15 protein-coding genes and 3 tRNA genes are annotated in these 16,914 nt (G+C 40.2%); 1 reads left to right on the top strand and 17 read right to left on the bottom strand.

Annotated elements, in window-relative coordinates:
- Positions 1–9: 9 nt before the first annotated feature.
- From secE to tamL, 12 genes are all read right to left on the bottom strand, one after another.
- Positions 10–204: a preprotein translocase subunit SecE gene (secE, locus tag ACRD69_RS03340; RefSeq protein ID WP_430813645.1), complete on the bottom strand. Its 195-nt coding sequence runs from the start codon at positions 202–204 to the stop codon at positions 10–12.
- A 60-nt stretch (positions 205–264) separates the two neighbouring features.
- Positions 265–337, bottom strand: a tRNA-Trp gene (locus ACRD69_RS03335).
- Positions 338–385: 48 nt separating this feature from the next.
- Positions 386–1,573, bottom strand: a complete 1,188-nt coding sequence (tuf, locus tag ACRD69_RS03330) for an elongation factor Tu (protein WP_430813644.1) — start codon at positions 1,571–1,573, stop codon at positions 386–388.
- An 82-nt stretch (positions 1,574–1,655) separates the two neighbouring features.
- Positions 1,656–1,728, bottom strand: a tRNA-Gly gene (locus ACRD69_RS03325).
- A gap of 78 nt (positions 1,729–1,806) precedes the next feature.
- Positions 1,807–1,889, bottom strand: a tRNA-Tyr gene (locus ACRD69_RS03320).
- Positions 1,890–2,076: 187 nt separating this feature from the next.
- Positions 2,077–2,376: a ribosome hibernation-promoting factor, HPF/YfiA family gene (gene hpf / locus ACRD69_RS03315; RefSeq protein WP_430813643.1), complete on the bottom strand. Its 300-nt coding sequence runs from the start codon at positions 2,374–2,376 to the stop codon at positions 2,077–2,079.
- Positions 2,373–3,278, bottom strand: a complete 906-nt coding sequence (locus ACRD69_RS03310; protein WP_430813642.1) for a tyrosine-type recombinase/integrase — start codon at positions 3,276–3,278, stop codon at positions 2,373–2,375. The genes hpf and ACRD69_RS03310 overlap by 4 nt, the downstream gene beginning before the upstream one ends.
- 74 nt (positions 3,279–3,352) lie before the next feature.
- On the bottom strand, positions 3,353–3,544 hold the full coding sequence (rpsU, locus tag ACRD69_RS03305; RefSeq protein WP_212228489.1) for a 30S ribosomal protein S21: 192 nt from the start codon (positions 3,542–3,544) through the stop codon (positions 3,353–3,355).
- A 154-nt stretch (positions 3,545–3,698) separates the two neighbouring features.
- Complete coding sequence (locus tag ACRD69_RS03300) at positions 3,699–4,619, bottom strand: ComEA family DNA-binding protein (protein WP_430813641.1); 921 nt, start codon at positions 4,617–4,619, stop codon at positions 3,699–3,701.
- A 16-nt stretch (positions 4,620–4,635) separates the two neighbouring features.
- Positions 4,636–6,030 (bottom strand): sodium-dependent transporter, encoded by a 1,395-nt coding sequence (locus ACRD69_RS03295; protein WP_430813640.1) that lies wholly within the window; start codon positions 6,028–6,030, stop codon positions 4,636–4,638.
- A gap of 92 nt (positions 6,031–6,122) precedes the next feature.
- Entirely contained in the window at positions 6,123–7,199 is a 1,077-nt protein-coding gene (gene fbaA / locus ACRD69_RS03290; RefSeq protein WP_430813639.1) for a class II fructose-bisphosphate aldolase, read from the bottom strand.
- Positions 7,200–7,547: 348 nt separating this feature from the next.
- Positions 7,548–9,863 (bottom strand): translocation and assembly module lipoprotein TamL, encoded by a 2,316-nt coding sequence (gene tamL, locus ACRD69_RS03285; protein ID WP_430813638.1) that lies wholly within the window; start codon positions 9,861–9,863, stop codon positions 7,548–7,550.
- Between the two features lie 134 nt (positions 9,864–9,997).
- Between tamL and ACRD69_RS03280 the strand changes: the two genes are divergently transcribed.
- On the top strand, positions 9,998–10,765 hold the full coding sequence (locus tag ACRD69_RS03280) for an RNA methyltransferase (protein ID WP_430813637.1): 768 nt from the start codon (positions 9,998–10,000) through the stop codon (positions 10,763–10,765).
- Positions 10,766–10,769: 4 nt separating this feature from the next.
- On the opposite strand, the gene ACRD69_RS03275 is transcribed toward ACRD69_RS03280, so the two are convergent.
- From ACRD69_RS03275 to purL, 5 genes are all read right to left on the bottom strand, one after another.
- Entirely contained in the window at positions 10,770–12,353 is a 1,584-nt protein-coding gene (locus ACRD69_RS03275) for an NAD(P)/FAD-dependent oxidoreductase (protein WP_430813636.1), read from the bottom strand.
- A 63-nt stretch (positions 12,354–12,416) separates the two neighbouring features.
- Entirely contained in the window at positions 12,417–13,142 is a 726-nt protein-coding gene (gene porT, locus ACRD69_RS03270; protein WP_430813635.1) for a type IX secretion/gliding motility protein PorT/SprT, read from the bottom strand.
- A 43-nt stretch (positions 13,143–13,185) separates the two neighbouring features.
- Positions 13,186–13,914, bottom strand: coding sequence for a bifunctional demethylmenaquinone methyltransferase/2-methoxy-6-polyprenyl-1,4-benzoquinol methylase UbiE (gene ubiE, locus ACRD69_RS03265; protein WP_430813634.1), 729 nt, complete (start codon positions 13,912–13,914; stop codon positions 13,186–13,188).
- 107 nt (positions 13,915–14,021) lie between these two features.
- Positions 14,022–14,540 (bottom strand): TlpA family protein disulfide reductase, encoded by a 519-nt coding sequence (locus ACRD69_RS03260; protein ID WP_430813633.1) that lies wholly within the window; start codon positions 14,538–14,540, stop codon positions 14,022–14,024.
- A 21-nt stretch (positions 14,541–14,561) separates the two neighbouring features.
- Positions 14,562–16,787 carry a phosphoribosylformylglycinamidine synthase subunit PurL gene (gene purL / locus ACRD69_RS03255; protein WP_430813632.1) on the bottom strand — a complete coding sequence of 742 codons (2,226 nt, stop codon included), beginning with the start codon at positions 16,785–16,787 and terminating at the stop codon, positions 14,562–14,564.
- Between the last annotated feature and the right edge of the window lie 127 nt (positions 16,788–16,914).

Here is a 16,914-nt window from a genome sequence, read left to right as displayed (position 1 = left end):
CTAATAAGATTAGTAAAGGCGTTTATATACCCAATCAAGAATATTATCAAACGAATAATCCATAGCAAAAACGATACCTGCAATAATTACTGAAGCAATCATTACAACAATTGCGCTATTCGTTAACTCTGACCAGCTCGGCCATGAAGTTTTGTTCACCAACTCGTTCTGAACGTCCTTGAAATATGTTGTTATCTTACTCATAGTACTTTTCATTAGTTCGCCGGCCCTAAATTTGTTACAATCTAAAACCGGCTCTTTTAGCACGGGAGGAGCGACTCGAACGCCCGACACCTGGTTTTGGAGACCAGTGCTCTACCAACTGAGCTACACCCGTAAAATAACCGGAAGCAATACTTCCGGCTATCTATATTCTAATCAGTGATTAGTCAAGAATTTCAGTAACCTGACCAGCACCTACTGTTCTACCACCTTCACGGATAGCGAAACGTAGACCTTGGTTCAATGCAACTGGGTAGATCAAATCTACTGTAATAGTTACGTTATCACCAGGCATTACCATTTCAGTTCCTTCTGGAAGAGTAATCTCACCAGTTACGTCTAATGTACGTAAATAGAACTGAGGACGGTATTTGTTGTGGAAAGGAGTGTGACGACCACCTTCTTCTTTCTTCAATACGTAGATCTCACCTTTAAACTTAGAGTGAGGATTGATTGAACCTGGCTTAGCTAATACCATACCACGCTTAATCTCTTTCTTGTCGATACCACGTAATAAAAGACCAACGTTATCACCAGCTTCACCGCGATCAAGAATCTTACGGAACATCTCAACACCAGTACAAACAGTCTTCTTACCTTCAGCACCAAGACCAATGATCTGCATTTCTTCACCTGAGTTGATAACACCAGTTTCGATACGACCAGTTGCTACAGTACCACGACCAGTGATCGAGAATACATCCTCAACAGGCATCAAGAAATCTTTTTCAACATCACGTGGAGGAAGTGGAATCCACTCATCAACAGCAGCCATTAATTCCATGATCTTCTCAACCCACTCTGGCTCGTTGTTCAAACCACCAAGAGCAGAACCCATGATTACTGGAGAATCATCACCTTCGAACTCATAGAAGTTCAATAGGTCACGAACTTCCATTTCAACAAGCTCTAATAATTCCTCATCGTCAACCATGTCAACTTTGTTCAAGAAAACAACGATCTTAGGAACGTTTACCTGACGACAAAGTAGGATGTGCTCACGAGTCTGAGGCATAGGACCGTCAGTAGCAGCACATACCAGGATAGCACCGTCCATCTGAGCAGCACCAGTTACCATGTTCTTTACGTAGTCGGCGTGACCTGGACAGTCAACGTGAGCGTAGTGACGGTTTTCTGTTTGGTACTCAACGTGAGCAGTGTTAATTGTAATACCCCTTTCTTTCTCTTCAGGAGCGTTATCAATCTGATCGAAGTCTTTCACTTCTGAAAGTCCTTTTTCTGCCAATACTTTAGTAATTGCAGCAGTCAAAGTAGTTTTACCGTGGTCAACGTGACCAATGGTACCGATATTAACGTGAGGCTTCGTTCTTACAAATGTTTCTTTAGCCATAACTCGAAATATTAGACAATTAGATATAAATTGAATCTTTAATTAATATTTTTAAGGAATCATCATCACAGCTCCTAAAGAGAGCGGGAGACGGGGCTCAAACCCGCGACCCTCAGCTTGGAAGGCTGATGCTCTATCAACTGAGCTACTCCCGCATTTTTTTCGCAGGACGTTAAAGATAAGCAAATTCCACTTTAATGTCAGCAAAAAAATAGATTTAGATCCTAAAAAAGTGGGGAGAGCAGGATTCGAACCTACGAAGACATAAGTCAGCGGAGTTACAGTCCGCCCCAGTTGGCCACTTTGGTATCTCCCCATTAAAATCACATCATTTTCAAAAGATCGTTGTTAGCAAAACACTAACTTTATTTCATTTTAATAGGCCGATAACCTTAGTCAATCAGCCTATTTATAGTACTTTAGCATAGTTTTACTACCCTAAAATCGGTGTGCAAATGTATAATTTATTTTCAAGAACACAAAAAAAAATATTCTTTTTTTAATTATTTGGCACGCACCTTTTCCTTCCATTTAATCAGTTGTTTACGCAAGGCGTCTACCGATAAATCAACCCCTTCTTCGAATGTTTTGCATTGCTTTTTTGCAAACAAATTTTCCCCCGGAATATTAAGATTTATTTCAGCAACCTTATTTTCGGTCGAATCAGACTTATCCAACCGCAGGATAACTTCTGCAGAAACAATTCCATCGAAGAATTGATCTAATTTCCCAACTTTCTGCTGAATAAACTCCTCTAATTGTGCTGACGCTGTAAAGCGTACGGATTGAATTGTAATATTCATATATAATCCTCCATCTTTTCGGCTCTGGGATGAGCCTGTTTATAAATAGAATTAAGTTTTTCGAATGTATTATGTGTATACACCTCTGTTGCCGCAAGATTCGCATGACCCAGCAACTCCTTGATTGCATTCAGGTCAGCTCCCCTGTTCAATAAGGCCGTGGCAAATGAATGTCGGATAACATGAGGACTTTTCTTAGAAACCGTAGAAACCCGACTCAAATAACCATTCACAACCCGGTAAACTAATTTATGGTAAACCGGCAATCCTTTTTCTGTTATGTACAAATTTGAATTAACCCGATCAGGAAACATCTTGTTCCGTTCTTCAATATAACGAACAAGCGACACTTTTAGTTCTTTAATAATTGGAACAATCCGCTCTTTATTTCGCTTACCCAATATCCTGAACACATCATTCCCAAAATCAATATCTTCATCTTTCAGATTTACCAATTCCGACAAACGCATGCCGGTATGGTAAAACATCTCAATAATAAGCTTATCTCTTAGCCCCTTGAAATCAGAACCAAAATCAACAACATCCAGCAACAGATTCATCTCTCCCTCTTTCACAAAAACAGGTAATCGTTTTGGAATTTTGGGCGTAATAACATGCTCAGCTACATTGCTATCAACAACTCCCTGAACCATTAAAAACCGGAAGAATACTTTTAATGTGGAAATTTTTCGTGTCACCGTCCTCGCCGAAATTCCATTGTCGACCAAAGACACCATCCAGGAACGGACGGTTTTTGAAGTTACATTAACCCAGAGATCGACACCTTCGCTCTCCAGAAAGCTACAAAACTGATCTATATCCTTTTTGTAAGCAGTAATTGTATGAGCCGAATTTCTTCGCTCATAAGTCAGGTAATTATAGAAAGATTCTAAGTATTGCATTAACAGAGGGTGTCTTTTTATGCTTCAAACGAATATACGAAAAAAGCAGTAAACAGACGCCCTCCGCGAGCAATTTATTCAGACTCGCGCTGTAATTGCTCGATATATATAGCTTTTTTTACCTGCTCTCTTCTTACAACAGAAGGCTTAGTAAATGCCTGACGCGATCTTAACTCACGCATAGCACCAGTCTTCTCGAATTTTCTTTTAAATTTCTTTAAGGCTCTCTCGATGTTTTCGCCCTCTTTAATAGGAATTACTATCATAACGCTTACTTTTTATTTGAACCGCAAAATTAGTCATTAAACCGCAAAAATTCAACATTTTGAAGCTCATTAGAAGAGCTCCCTCGAAATTTTGCAGGTGCAAAGAAAATGAAGTTTACCGAGTACAACAAATTTTTAGGCATACTTTTTTCAATTAATTACCTCCACTCCCTTCTTTACCAACAACAAAATACCTTGAAAGCATTGCAGTATCTGCCTTCATAAAAGCGTCAGAATTATAAAACTGATCCAGCGATATCAGGTTATTATTTTTCCTGGCTTCGTATATTTCCAAAGCCATGTAAAAATCCAGATAAGGGTGATTCTTCATTTGCCTTAAACTCGCCCTCGAAACATCGAGTGGCTGTATTAATGATTCATCTACTTCCAAATAAGGCAAATTGCGGCCTAGCACATCATCAGAGATCCCATACACCTCAATTAATTGCTGCACTTCACAGTAACCGCCAAGCTTTTTGCGATAAGCCACAATTCGCTTTGACAACACAGGTCCAATACCTTTTAGCAAAGCAAAAACAGCAGTATCTGCTGAATTGATCTCAATTCTCATCTCAGGCTTTGTCACAACCGAATCTCTTGCAACACTATTACCGGTGCGAGAGATTACACGGCCACCACCTGCCGACACTGCCCCATTTTTAAACTCTTCTTCCCCCAGGTCCAATTCCAGATCAATATAATCCTGCAGCTTATTGTATAAAACTGAATCAACACCAAAAATCTGCCTTAACTTATCAGGTGATTTAATAAAACCACCGGCTTCACGATACTTAATAAGATTAACTATTGCCAGGTTTGAAAAACCAAGCAATTGCAGACGACTTACACTTTCATAATTGGGATTAAAAGCAAAAACAGTATCCATCACCATCTCCATATGGGCATCTTCAATAATCCGAACACTATTAGCCCACTCAATCAGCTTTTCATCAACTTCAGGCTCTTCATATGACTTACCAACGAACAACATTGCTCCTGTCACAATTAAAATAACCATAAGACTGATCAATCCCTGCTGCTCTCTTTTTGACAGAGTAAATAGATCGCGCCACATAAGCAGTATCTTTTAGTTAACCAAGCAAGCCAACCGAATAAAGAAATACCAAACCAATCGCAAACGGGGCAATAAAACGAATGATAAAATACAGGGCATTAAACATCTTTAACTTGTAAGTTCCCTCATTGGATAACTCGGCATAGAAATCACTCCGTTTGATAGCCCAGCCTGTGAAAAGAGCTATTAAGAAACCACCCAGCGGCAACATGACATTCGAAGACAAATACTCCATTGAAGCGAAAATATCCCTGCCAAACAACTGCACCTGACTCAATACATTATTGGAAAGCGAGCAAAGCACTCCCAGTGACGTAATCATAATAGTGGTAATAATTGTGGCCTTAACCCTGTTTATCTTCAACTCTTCCGCAAAGTAGGCTACAGCGACTTCCAGCAACGATATACTTGAAGTAAGCGCAGCAACAGCCAGTAATAGAAAGAATGCCAAAGTCCAGAAATAGCCACCTACCATCTTTTGGAAAATACTTGGCAATACTGTAAACACAAGCCCCGGGCCTTCTGTTGGAGCAACATTAAAATAAAATACTGCCGGAAAAATAGCGATACCGGCCAACAAGGCAATCAGCGTATCCAGAAACGCCACCTGAACAGCTGTTCTGTTTAAGTTATTGTCTTTTCTAATGTATGAGCCATATGTGATTATTGTACCCATACCCAAACTTAAAGAAAAGAAAGCCTGACCAAGCGCATCCAGAATAACATCGGTGTCAACCTTAGAAAAATCAGGCTGAAATAAAAACTTCAATCCATCAACCGAGCGACCAATGATCTCACCTGATGCATCAATATTTGTACCGAGCGTTAACGACCTGACGCCCATAATAATGATAATCAATAACAATACCGGCATCAACACCTTGGTGAGCTTCTCAATTCCATTCTTAATACCTCCTATGACGACAATAGCAGTTAAGATCATGAACAAAACCTGCCAGATAATTGGTCTTACAGGATTACTTAAGAACACATTAAATCCTTCTGAGAGTTCCGCCGGCGACATCCCCTTGAATGAGTTAACAAGAGCCTGGTAAATATATTCAAGCGTCCAACCGGCCACAACTCCGTAAAATGATAAGATCATAAAAGCAGCTGCAACACCCATAACACCCGTAAAATACCATGGTCGGCCGGGAGATAGTTTTTTAAAGGCCCTTACCGCATTAGCATTAGTCCGGCGTCCAATCACAAACTCAGAAATCATAATTGGCAAGCCAATGGTGATGATAAAGAAAAAGTAAAATACTAAAAAAGCACCGCCTCCATTTTGTCCAACCTCATAGGGAAACTTCCATATATTGCCAAGTCCAACTGCTGAACCGGCAGCTGCTGCAATAACCCCGAATTTACTTGTAAAACTATCTCGTGATGAAGGTGATGTTGAACGCATAATTTACTCCTTAGAATAGTGAAGCACCAAAATATAAAAAAAAGAGGCACAATTTATAAAATTGCGCCTCTTTGTATGCATATAATTAAATATTATAAACGATCGATGCAGTTAAGATCTTCAAAAGCGACTTTCAAGCGCTCAACCAACGTTTCCTGACCTTTACGTAACCACACGCGTGGGTCGTAATATTTCTTATTTGGCTTATCATCACCCTCTGGGTTACCAATCTGTCCCTGAAGATAATCACGGTTAGCCGCTTCAAATTTACGGATACCATCCCATGTAGCCCACTGCGTATCAGTATCGATGTTCATTTTAATAACACCATAACCAATCGCCTCGCGAATTTCTTCCAATGAAGAACCGGAACCACCGTGGAATACAAAGTTTACAGGCTTATCAGCAGTATTGTGCTTGTCCTGAATATACTTCTGTGAAGCATCAAGAATTGAAGGCTTCAATACAACATTACCTGGCTTATAAACACCGTGTACATTACCAAATGAAGCAGCGATTGTGAAGTTTGGAGAAACCTCTGATAATTGCTCGTATGCGTAGCTCACCTCTTCTGGCTGAGTATATAACAAAGCATTATCTACATCAGAGTTATCAACACCATCTTCTTCACCACCGGTAATACCTAACTCAATTTCTAAAGTCATACCCATTTTGCTCATACGAACTAAGTACTCTTTACAGGTTGCGATATTTTCCTCAAGTGGCTCCTCAGATAAATCTAGCATGTGCGAGCTGAATAATGGCTTACCAGTTTCAGCAAAATGCTTTTCACTTGCATCTAACAGTCCGTCGATCCAAGGTAATAATTTCTTAGCAGCGTGATCTGTGTGAAGAACTACAGGCACACCATATGCTTCTGCTAAAGTGTGAACATGCTTAGCAGCCGAAACAGCTCCTAAAATCTGAGCTTCCTGACCATCTAATTTTAAACCTTTTCCTGCGTAGAATGCAGCTCCACCGTTTGAAAGCTGAATCATAACCGGAGAGTTTACTGCCTTTGCAGCCTCAAGAATACCATTAATTGAATCTGTACCAACAACATTAACAGCAGGCATTGCAAAACCTTCTTCTTTTGCTACTGCTAAAAGTTTACCTAAGTCATCACCAGTAACAACACCAGGCTTCACAACATCTAATACTCGCTTCATAGCTTTTAATTTATAGTTCGAAATAATAATTTTCCAAAAAACTCTACGAAATTAGTGAAAATCATTGAAAAATGATTACACTTTTTTAGTCCGTAAGCTCCTATTACTTACACTTATTCTTATTTGATCATTTCAAATCGAAAGCAAAAAGTATGATATTTATCACATATCAACTTGTTTGTCAATACTTTTCAAATAAACTCTGCAAATTTTCTGAAATAAAAAGAGACATATTTAGGACACAAAATATTCAGTTTTAACAATGATTATTTTGTGTTCTTAAAAGAAGTTTAACGATTATTTACAAACTGTTAACCCGCAATCAAAATTTAACATCGAAGTCATTTATTAGAATGGATATCCAATAGCAAAGTTAAATGCCACATCATCCCATGTAATTGATCTGGTTCCTAAAATCCAGCGCTGACCGGAAGGTAAAATAGGATCACGTGCTTTCACCCCCATATCCAAACGGAAAACAAAGTAATCGAAATCCAGTCTGGCTCCGGTACCAACACCAACCGCTATTTGCTTGTAAAAGCTATTAAAGTCAAATAAGCCTTTTGAATCGATCTCCGGATCATCGGTTGATCGAATGGTCCAGATATTACCGGCATCAATAAAAAAAGCGCCTTCCAGCAGCCAAAACAGCTTAAAGCGATACTCTGCATTGGCCTCAAGTTTTATATCTGCAGTTTGGTTATAATAATCCAGCTGTGTCTCTTCATAAGAACCTGGTCCTACACCTCTCACAGGCCAGGCCCTCAGACTGTTTGCTCCACCTGAAAAATAACGTTTCTCAAATGGCAATACCGTTAAGTTACCATAAGGATAACCGGCCCCCATGAAAATACGATAGGCGAATGAGTTAATATTATTGACTCTTATGTGATAGCGCCAGTCTATATCTGCCTTAACATACTGAGCATATCGAATACCAAATACTTCATTGAATTCATTTCCCCTGTTGCTCGACACCAAAGAACTTACACCGTCAAGTATATTACCGGCAAATTGCAAGTTAGCCTGAAAATAATGATAGTTTTTCGCCCCTGACAATGATTGCTCATTATAAATATAGGTATAAGACGTGCTACTGATCAAGTGATCCTGGTAACTGTACTTAAGAAAGGTATTCTCGATCTGTTCCTCAAAAGCAGGATCAATGTATGGCACATTAATAACACTAAAATCAATGGGAGATAAGAAATGCGTCACAAGAGGGGTCGATTTCCAGGTATATCCTATACGGCTGTTTGCAATCGTACGGGTATAGTCGGGCCGGCGCTGATAGTTATACGACAATGTAAAGTTAGTACGAGGATTATAGCGCTTCCTGAAGTTCTCAATCTTAAAGGGCATTAAAAACTTTGGTATAGTCAGAGTGGCATCTCCACCAACCTCGAGCGTTTGAAACAGATCACCGGCACGCGAACGCTGATTTTCGCCCGCCACTCTGAATCGCATATCAAACACCTCTCCTCCTCGCAGGAAGTTCTTATGCTTATAATTAAAACTACCGGCAGCACCCAGATTACCAGATGAGTTGGTCCCTTCAACTTCAACAGTATAACTCTGAGGTTTAGAAGACGATAGTTGAATGTAGCATTGCAACAGGCCATTCCCGTGCTCATCAGTCTCCCCCTCCAATTCTCTGAAACGAATATTTACGAATCGGAACAGTTGTAATTCCGCCAACAGCAATTGTGTTTTTTCAACCAAATCCACATTATACAGGTCGCCGGGAAATATATAATTGGAATTGATCAACACATCAGCTCTAAAATTCAGGTTCTCCCCATAAAGTATCTTACATTGCTCGTATTCCAGGCTATCGAAACTACTAAGATAGGAGGCGCCTTCCCTCACAGCTCTCTGCGGCTCATATCCAACCAAAAAGTAAACGTCCTTTATCCGGTATTTACGATGGTTAATTATGGAATCCTCGCGACCTGCCATCTGAAGCCTGTCCTTGACCACAACCAGCGAATCATTCACCTTGTAATTACCGATGGTACTATCAGCCAGAAAATAGATAAACTCCTTACGAAATCCGTAATATCCATTGTTTCGCATTTGACGGGTAATACGGGAACGCTCTTTATCGTGTAAATCCGCATCAAACGGAACTCCGTTCTTCAACAACGAATTAATCGTATCTCCCAATACATATGGCTTGATAGAATCATCCTCAATCCTATAGGCAACTTTGTTAACACTATAACGCTCACCTGCTTTAATGGTATACTTTACTTTGGCCTTCTTCTTACGTACAACCATCATTGTATCCGTAATTTCAGCATGATAATACCCCTTATTCTTCAGGTAGAGGCGAAGTTGTTCATTGGACTTTTGCTTTAACAACTCATCATACAGAACCGGCTCCTCACCAATGCGCTGCAACCACTTATTAAATCCCTTGGTATTATCCCGTCCCGATAAGTTATAAAGACCCAAATGAAAACGCCAAAAACCAAGGATCTTAACATTCTCCCGCTGACGTACATAATAGCGCAACTCTTCCTTTGAAAGATCTTTTGCTTCGTTTTCTATTTCAATCTTATTCAGTAAATAGGCATCATCAGGCACATATTTGGTTGTTCGACAGCCAAAAGCCACGAAAGCCAACATTACCCCAACGAATACTTTTATCCTATTCCCCATGCTATTAAAACCGATATAAAAACAGAAGTTTTTACGATGAATCCCGTTAATTTGCCATAAAGATATTTAATTAGCACGATAAGATATAACTTTGTACAACATAAACGCAATTCTATATTCTAACACCTCTAAATATGCTAAGTAAAAACAAACAGAAATTCATTTTGTCATTAAACAGAAAAAAGATACGCGAGCAAAATGAACTTTTCGTTGCTGAAGGCCATAAGTTGGTAAGCGACTTACTTAGCAGCAAGTGCTTAACATCAATCATCATTGGAACCTCACAATGGCTTGATGCAAACAAAGCACTTATACCCGGTAATTGCGAAGTAATAGAGTCAAAGCATGACGAAATCAAAAAGGTTAGTGCACTTAAAAGCCCACCTGATGTCATTGCTGTGTTTAAGCAACAAAAAGTTGAACTTGATATCAAACAGCTGAATGATCAGTTATGCATTTTCCTCGATGAAGTGCAAGATCCGGGTAACCTGGGAACGATTGTTCGATTGGCTGACTGGTTTGGTATAAAAACAATTATCTGCTCAAGCAATTGCGCTGATATTTACAACCCCAAAACAATACAGTCAACCATGGGAGCGATCAGCCGGGTCAATGTTCATTATTCTGACTCATCAGATTTTCTTAGCTCCTATTCGCAACTCGGGCTACCTGTTTATGGTACTTTTCTTGACGGTGACAATCTTTATAACAAAGAACTGTCGTCAAAAGGATTGATCATTATGGGTAACGAGGGAAAAGGAATATCCAAAGAAGTTGAACAGTTTATTAACCAACGACTATACATACCTCCTTTCCCGGCCAATGAGCCAACTTCCGAATCTTTAAACGTTTCTGTTGCTACTGCAATTACATGTGCCGAATTCAGAAGACAAAACAACTAGGAGGCTATGACTGATCAGCGATATTCTTCCCCGTAATAAACTCCCAGGCTTTTTCTGCACAGCGTTCTCCATCAATAGCTGAAGAAGCGATCCCACCGGCATAACCTGCACCTTCTCCACATGGATAAAGACCGCTCACCTGAACGTGCTGAAATGTAACTCTATCACGGGGGATACGTACTGGCGAAGATGTGCGGCTTTCAACACCCACAACCAGGGCTTCATTAGTAACAAAACCACGTGCACGCCTGTCAAAATATTCAAAGCCTTTTCTTAATCTCATACTAATATTCTCAGGTAGCCAAAAATGCAAAGGAGAAGCTACCAAACCAGGCACATATGAACACTCGGGCAGATCAAATGACAACTTGCCATCTACAAAATCAGCTAAAGACTGGGCCGGAGCAACAACTCCCTGCCCTCCGTTAACAAATGCCAGCCTTTCCAATTCTTTCTGATATTCCAGACCTCCTAAAACGCCTTTATTCTGAAATTCTCCAATATCTTCAGGCTTTATTTCCACAACCATACCCGAATTGGCCCATGGTGAATTACGCTTGGAAGGGGACATGCCATTCACAACCATCTCATCAGCATCGGTCATAGCAGGCACAATAAAACCACCCGGGCACATACAAAAAGAATAAACACCCCGGTTTTCCATCTGACAAGACAAACTGTATGTTGCAGCCGGCAAATATTCTCCGCGCCCTTTGGGACTATGGTATTGTATCTGGTCAATTAACTCTTGCGGATGCTCAACGCGGACACCCATGGCCCATGTCTTGGCTTCCAATTCGACCTGGTTCTCGTCCAGCATATAATAAATATCGCGGGCCGAATGACCGGTTGCCAGAACAACAGCCTGCCCCAATACCTTGTCACCCGATTCCACCTCAACACCAGTAATACGATTATCTTCCAGGATCAGGTTTGTAACCTTTGTATCAAAATGTACTTCACCACCTGCTTCAATGATGGATTGACGCATTGCCTTTATAACTTCCGGAAGTTTATCGGTGCCAATGTGCGGGTGCGCATCAATTAAGATCTCATCGCTTGCCCCGTGAAAGTTAAAAACCTCCAGCACCTTTTTAAAATCACCCCTTTTAGTACTCCTGGTATACAGTTTCCCATCTGAGAATGTTCCGGCTCCTCCTTCTCCAAAAGCATAGTTCGATTCTGTATTGACCGACTCATTGCGATTCAGTAATGCCAGGTCTTTTTTACGCTCATTCACACCCCTGCCACGCTCCAGCACAATAGGGCGAAGTCCAAGCTCAATCAGTCGCAAAGCAGCAAAATATCCACCCGGGCCGGCTCCTACAATTACAACTTCAGCTCCGCTCGTCACATCAGGATACTCAAATTTCACAGGTTCTAACCTGGGCGGTTTAGCGTTGGCATAGGCCTCAATATGCAACTGAACCAATACTGTCTTTTGTCTTGCATCAATAGATCGCTTAACAACACGAAAGTGGGTCACCTTATTAGGAGCAACCTTCATTTTTTTAGCTACCAGATTCTTTATAATACTATTATCTGCAGCCTCTTTGGGTGATAAACGTAGAACTATTTCGCGCTTCATTGATGCAATTTATTAGGACTCACCATAAGAAATGAGTCAATTAAGACGCAAAAGTAATTGAAATTATTCAAAATAGAAGGTCAGGCAAAATATTCGCGAATTAAGCTTATCAAGCGCCTTGGTATACTCCATCTCTGCGGGAGTTGGTTCATTTGGTCCGCTGGCGTTGAGCATATCTGCCAATCCAATTGACATTTTAGCTTCAACAGACAAACGGAAGTAAGTCAGGTAGAAATCAAATCCTGCTCCAAACTCAAGATAACCATCCAGCGAATTAAGCAACAATACTTCCTGCTTGTCTTTTGCCAGGTCATAGCGTACATTGAAACCTCCTACCAGGTACGGTTTCGCATTGTGCATTCTGAATGCATTATATTTAAGCAGCAACGGAAATTCCAGGTAAGTGGATTTTATCTTAAAGGTTTTCCGTTCTCCGGTCTCCAAACCATTTTCATCATAACGGATATAACTCATATTGCGTTGCCCAAAACTAATACCAGGCAGGAAACGTAAGTTTAAATCACTCGTTAGCTTATAACTGGAAACAATACCGATATTCAAACCCGGTGTCAGGTCAACGACATCAGCATACAGTATTTCATTATTATCATTAACCGGTACTCCCGTATTGTAAACACGAAAATCCATGGTATTAATACCAATCAAAAAACCAAAATGCAATGGTCGTTCGTCAAAAGAGCGAAGATTAGCTATTCTACTGTTTTTACCTTGAGAAAAAACAGCACTAATCTGAACTAACAAGAATATGGTAAATATTAACTTTTTCAATGGATGCAAAATGACTTTACATTATAACTGACAAAATTGTTTTTTATTGCGCTTTCTTTTCTGACAAATAAATTGTAGCGATTCCCATGGTCTGCTTATAGCGCTTCAATGGTGTCATACCTGCTTTTAGCAATTCATCGTCAAAACGCTGCCCGTCAGGAAAAGTAAGAACTGATTCAGGCAAATAGGTATAAGCCGCCTTATCTTTTGAAATCACTCCTCCCAGCCATGGCAAAATATATCGAAAATAGAACATATACAGCTGCTTAAAAGGGAAGTAAGAAGGTTTTGAAAATTCCAATACAACCATCTTTCCACCTGCCTTAAGAGTTCGCGCCATGTCTGTTAAGCCCTTGTTTAAATTTTCAAAGTTTCGCACTCCAAAAGCCACCATAACGGCATCAAAACTATCGTCTTCAAATGGCAGATTCTCTGAATCACCTTCCTGAACGGAAATCAAATCGCTTAAACCACGCTTCCTGATCTTTTCTTCAGCAACCTTAAGCATCTCAACTGAAATATCAACTCCAACAACCTTACACCCCAGGCGTCTATTAGCTTCCAAGGCTAAATCTCCCGTTCCTGTTGCAACATCCAGGATCACAGGCTCATTAATTCCTTTCAACAGGTTAATGGCTCTTTTCCGCCAGATTTTATCAATCCCCAATGAAAGAAAGTGGTTTAGGAAATCATATTTAGGAGCAATATTATTAAACATTCCAGCTACCTGCGTTTTTTTGGAGCCTTCTGCTGTATATGGTTTAACCGTCATCTCTATCTATTTTCCGTCAAAAGTATAAAAAAGCAAGGATTTTCCTCATGAAACAAAAAGAGGATGCCATAATAAACATCCTCTCTGAGTATACTTTTATTATTTTTTTACAACTGTCTCTTTAAAACATCAATCATATGCTCAAACTCCTCATGGCTATAGCCCTTCGAGGCATATACAATCTTTCCACCCTTATTGATTATATAATTGCGCGGAATGCTTTGTTTGGCAAATTGACTGAATATCTTACGACCTTCATCAGGACAAAAAGGTAACTCAAATCCCTTCTCCTTAGCAAATTTCTGCAATTCCTCTGGTGTATGCTCACGCCCTATCACCAAAAGAACAAAATCTTTATTGTCTTTAAATGGCTTCCAAACCTCTTTTTCCAGTACCGGTAATTCCTTGATACATGGGCCACACCATGTTGCAAAAAAATTGATCAATACAACTTTACCTTTCAAATCAGCTGTCGATACATGGCCATCGGGTGTAATAACAGTAAAATCAGGCGCAACATCTCCAACTTTAACAACATCTGCTTCATCGGCACCCACCCAGGCCACCAGTGAAGCTGTTGAGATCACTGCTATAAAAAGCAGCAGAGTTCTTAATTTAGACTTCATAGATTATTTTGTGTGTAAATTTTATTCTCCTTCAACCCAGACTTCCAACTTTTGTTCAAAAGCCTGTTTCAGCTCATCAATATAGCCATACGATTCATCATCAATCCTGATCTCTCCTTTGGTAACATGACCCAATATCGAGAATGGTACCTTTGTGCTCATCATAAAATCAACAAAATCATCCTGCTTTTCAGGCGACACTGAAACCACGACCCTACTTTGGGATTCACCAAACAGGAAAGCCTCTTTCCTGATTTCGGCATCTGAGGTTATATCAAAGCCAAATTCCATTGGTATTCCCGATTCCAATAAACTAAAAAACAAGCCTCCGTTTGACACATCATGTACCGAACGAACCAAATTTTGCTGAATTATTTCAGAAACAGCGGCTTGCAGTTCCTTTTCCTCCTGAGCATCATAATAGGGTGCTGCCGATTTTTTAATGTTCAATATACTGCTGGCATATTCCGATGAGTTAACATCATTTCTTGATCGCCCGACAAGGAATATCATATCCCCTTTGTGACGGAAGGATAAAGTACTGTGGTTATTTTTATCATTAACAATACCCACCATGCCAATCACCGGTGTTGGTGTAATTGGTTTCAAATGCCCATTCTCGGAACGCTGATTATAAAAACTGACATTCCCGCTTACCACAGGCACCTCAAAATCGTTACATGCCTTGGTGATTCCTTTTACAGAATCAACAAATGTTTTGTACACTTTTGGATCATACGGATTACCAAAGTTCAGGCAGTCTGATAATGCCAATGGTTTTCCTCCTGCACAAACTATATTACGCGCTGCTTCGGCTACTGCAATCTGAGCTCCCACATAGGCATCTGACTTCATATAACGAGAGTTACAATCCATCGTTGCTGCCAATGATTTATCCGAGCCATCAATGCAGATAAATGCGGCATCAGAAGGATAATCGGTATTTTCACTCTCCGAATTGGCCGGCTTACTGAATTTATTGGTCAGCCAACTTTTAGAAGTAACATTCAGATTCGACAACATCCTTTTCACAACATCAGTATACTGATCTGGTTCATCGTAAATATCCAGGTTAATGTCAGGTGATTGGGCAACAGCCTCTTCCACTTCACGCTCATATTCAGGGGCCAACTCTCCCAGCATGGCGATTCCAACCGGTACTTCAGCCAGCAAATCTCCATTATCATAACAACTTATCTTGTCGTCATTGTTAACCTCACCAACAACAGCCATAGCAACCTGTAAAGGCTCCAAAATTGTTTTTACGGTATTTAAATCATCCGGCGAGATACATAGCAATACACGCCCCCATGTTTGAGACAACAGCACATCCATGGCCTTTAAATTGTCCTGTCTTAGCGGAACCTGGTCCACATTAAGACTTATACCCGATTTACCACGATTGGCCATATCAATAGCCGCACCTACAACACCTTGTGTGCCTATTGACTGAACACCAACAACGGTAATCTTTTCGGCAATCTGATAAATAGCCTCCTGCAACTCTTTTTCGATGGATACATCCATCATTTGATCAATCGAAACAGGCGGCGAATCAATTTCAGCCAGTAGATCTGTTTCGAAAACATCAGTATCAACACCATCTTTTCCGGTGCGTGCACCAATGATCAAAACCATATTACCATTTCCTTTGGCCTCACCCGATAACAATTTATCTTTTGGCACAACTCCAATGGCCATATTATTTATGATAGGGGTTGTATTGTAACCTCTTGAGAAGAATGTTTCACCTCCTACTATAGGCACCTCAGCTCCACGCTCGTATTCGCATATACCTTCTGCCACCTCTTCAAACAACCATCGGGCCGTATCTCGTTTGCCATCACCAAAACGCAATGAACTTAAAAACGCGGTGGGCTTTGCTCCCATCGAGAAAATATCACGCATAACTACCCTTAGACCTGTAAGGGCTCCTAATCGAGGCTGAATAGCGCAAGGACTGTTATGTGATTCAACCTTGAAAACACAAGCCTTACCATCTCCCAGATCAATTACACCTGCATTTTCATCACCGGCTTCAACCAAAACGTGATCTCCCTTAGTTGGCAATGTACGCAACCACTTTATAGAGTTTTTATAGGTGGCATGTTCTGACCATAATCGGGAAAACAATTGCAATTCAAGGGAATTTGGATGGCGATTCAAGAGTTCTTTTATCTTTTCAAATTCCTCTGAAGTTAACTCTAACTTCGCCGCTTCTTCTATTGTAGGTAAAGTTGTACTCATAGTTCAGCATTTTAGAATTGTCCTTTTCTACAGAAACAATTTAGTATACATTTGTAAGGTTTCAGGCTTAAGGATATTATATGTTGAAAGTATAAAAAATAACTCAAACGCCAAACGGAAAAAAACA

Origin of the sequence: Carboxylicivirga agarovorans (genome assembly GCF_050589845.1) — a bacterium.
Classification (GTDB): domain Bacteria; phylum Bacteroidota; class Bacteroidia; order Bacteroidales; family Marinilabiliaceae; genus Carboxylicivirga; species Carboxylicivirga agarovorans.
Note: the sequence above shows the minus strand (reverse complement) of the source record. Positions and strands in the feature narration are given on the sequence as shown.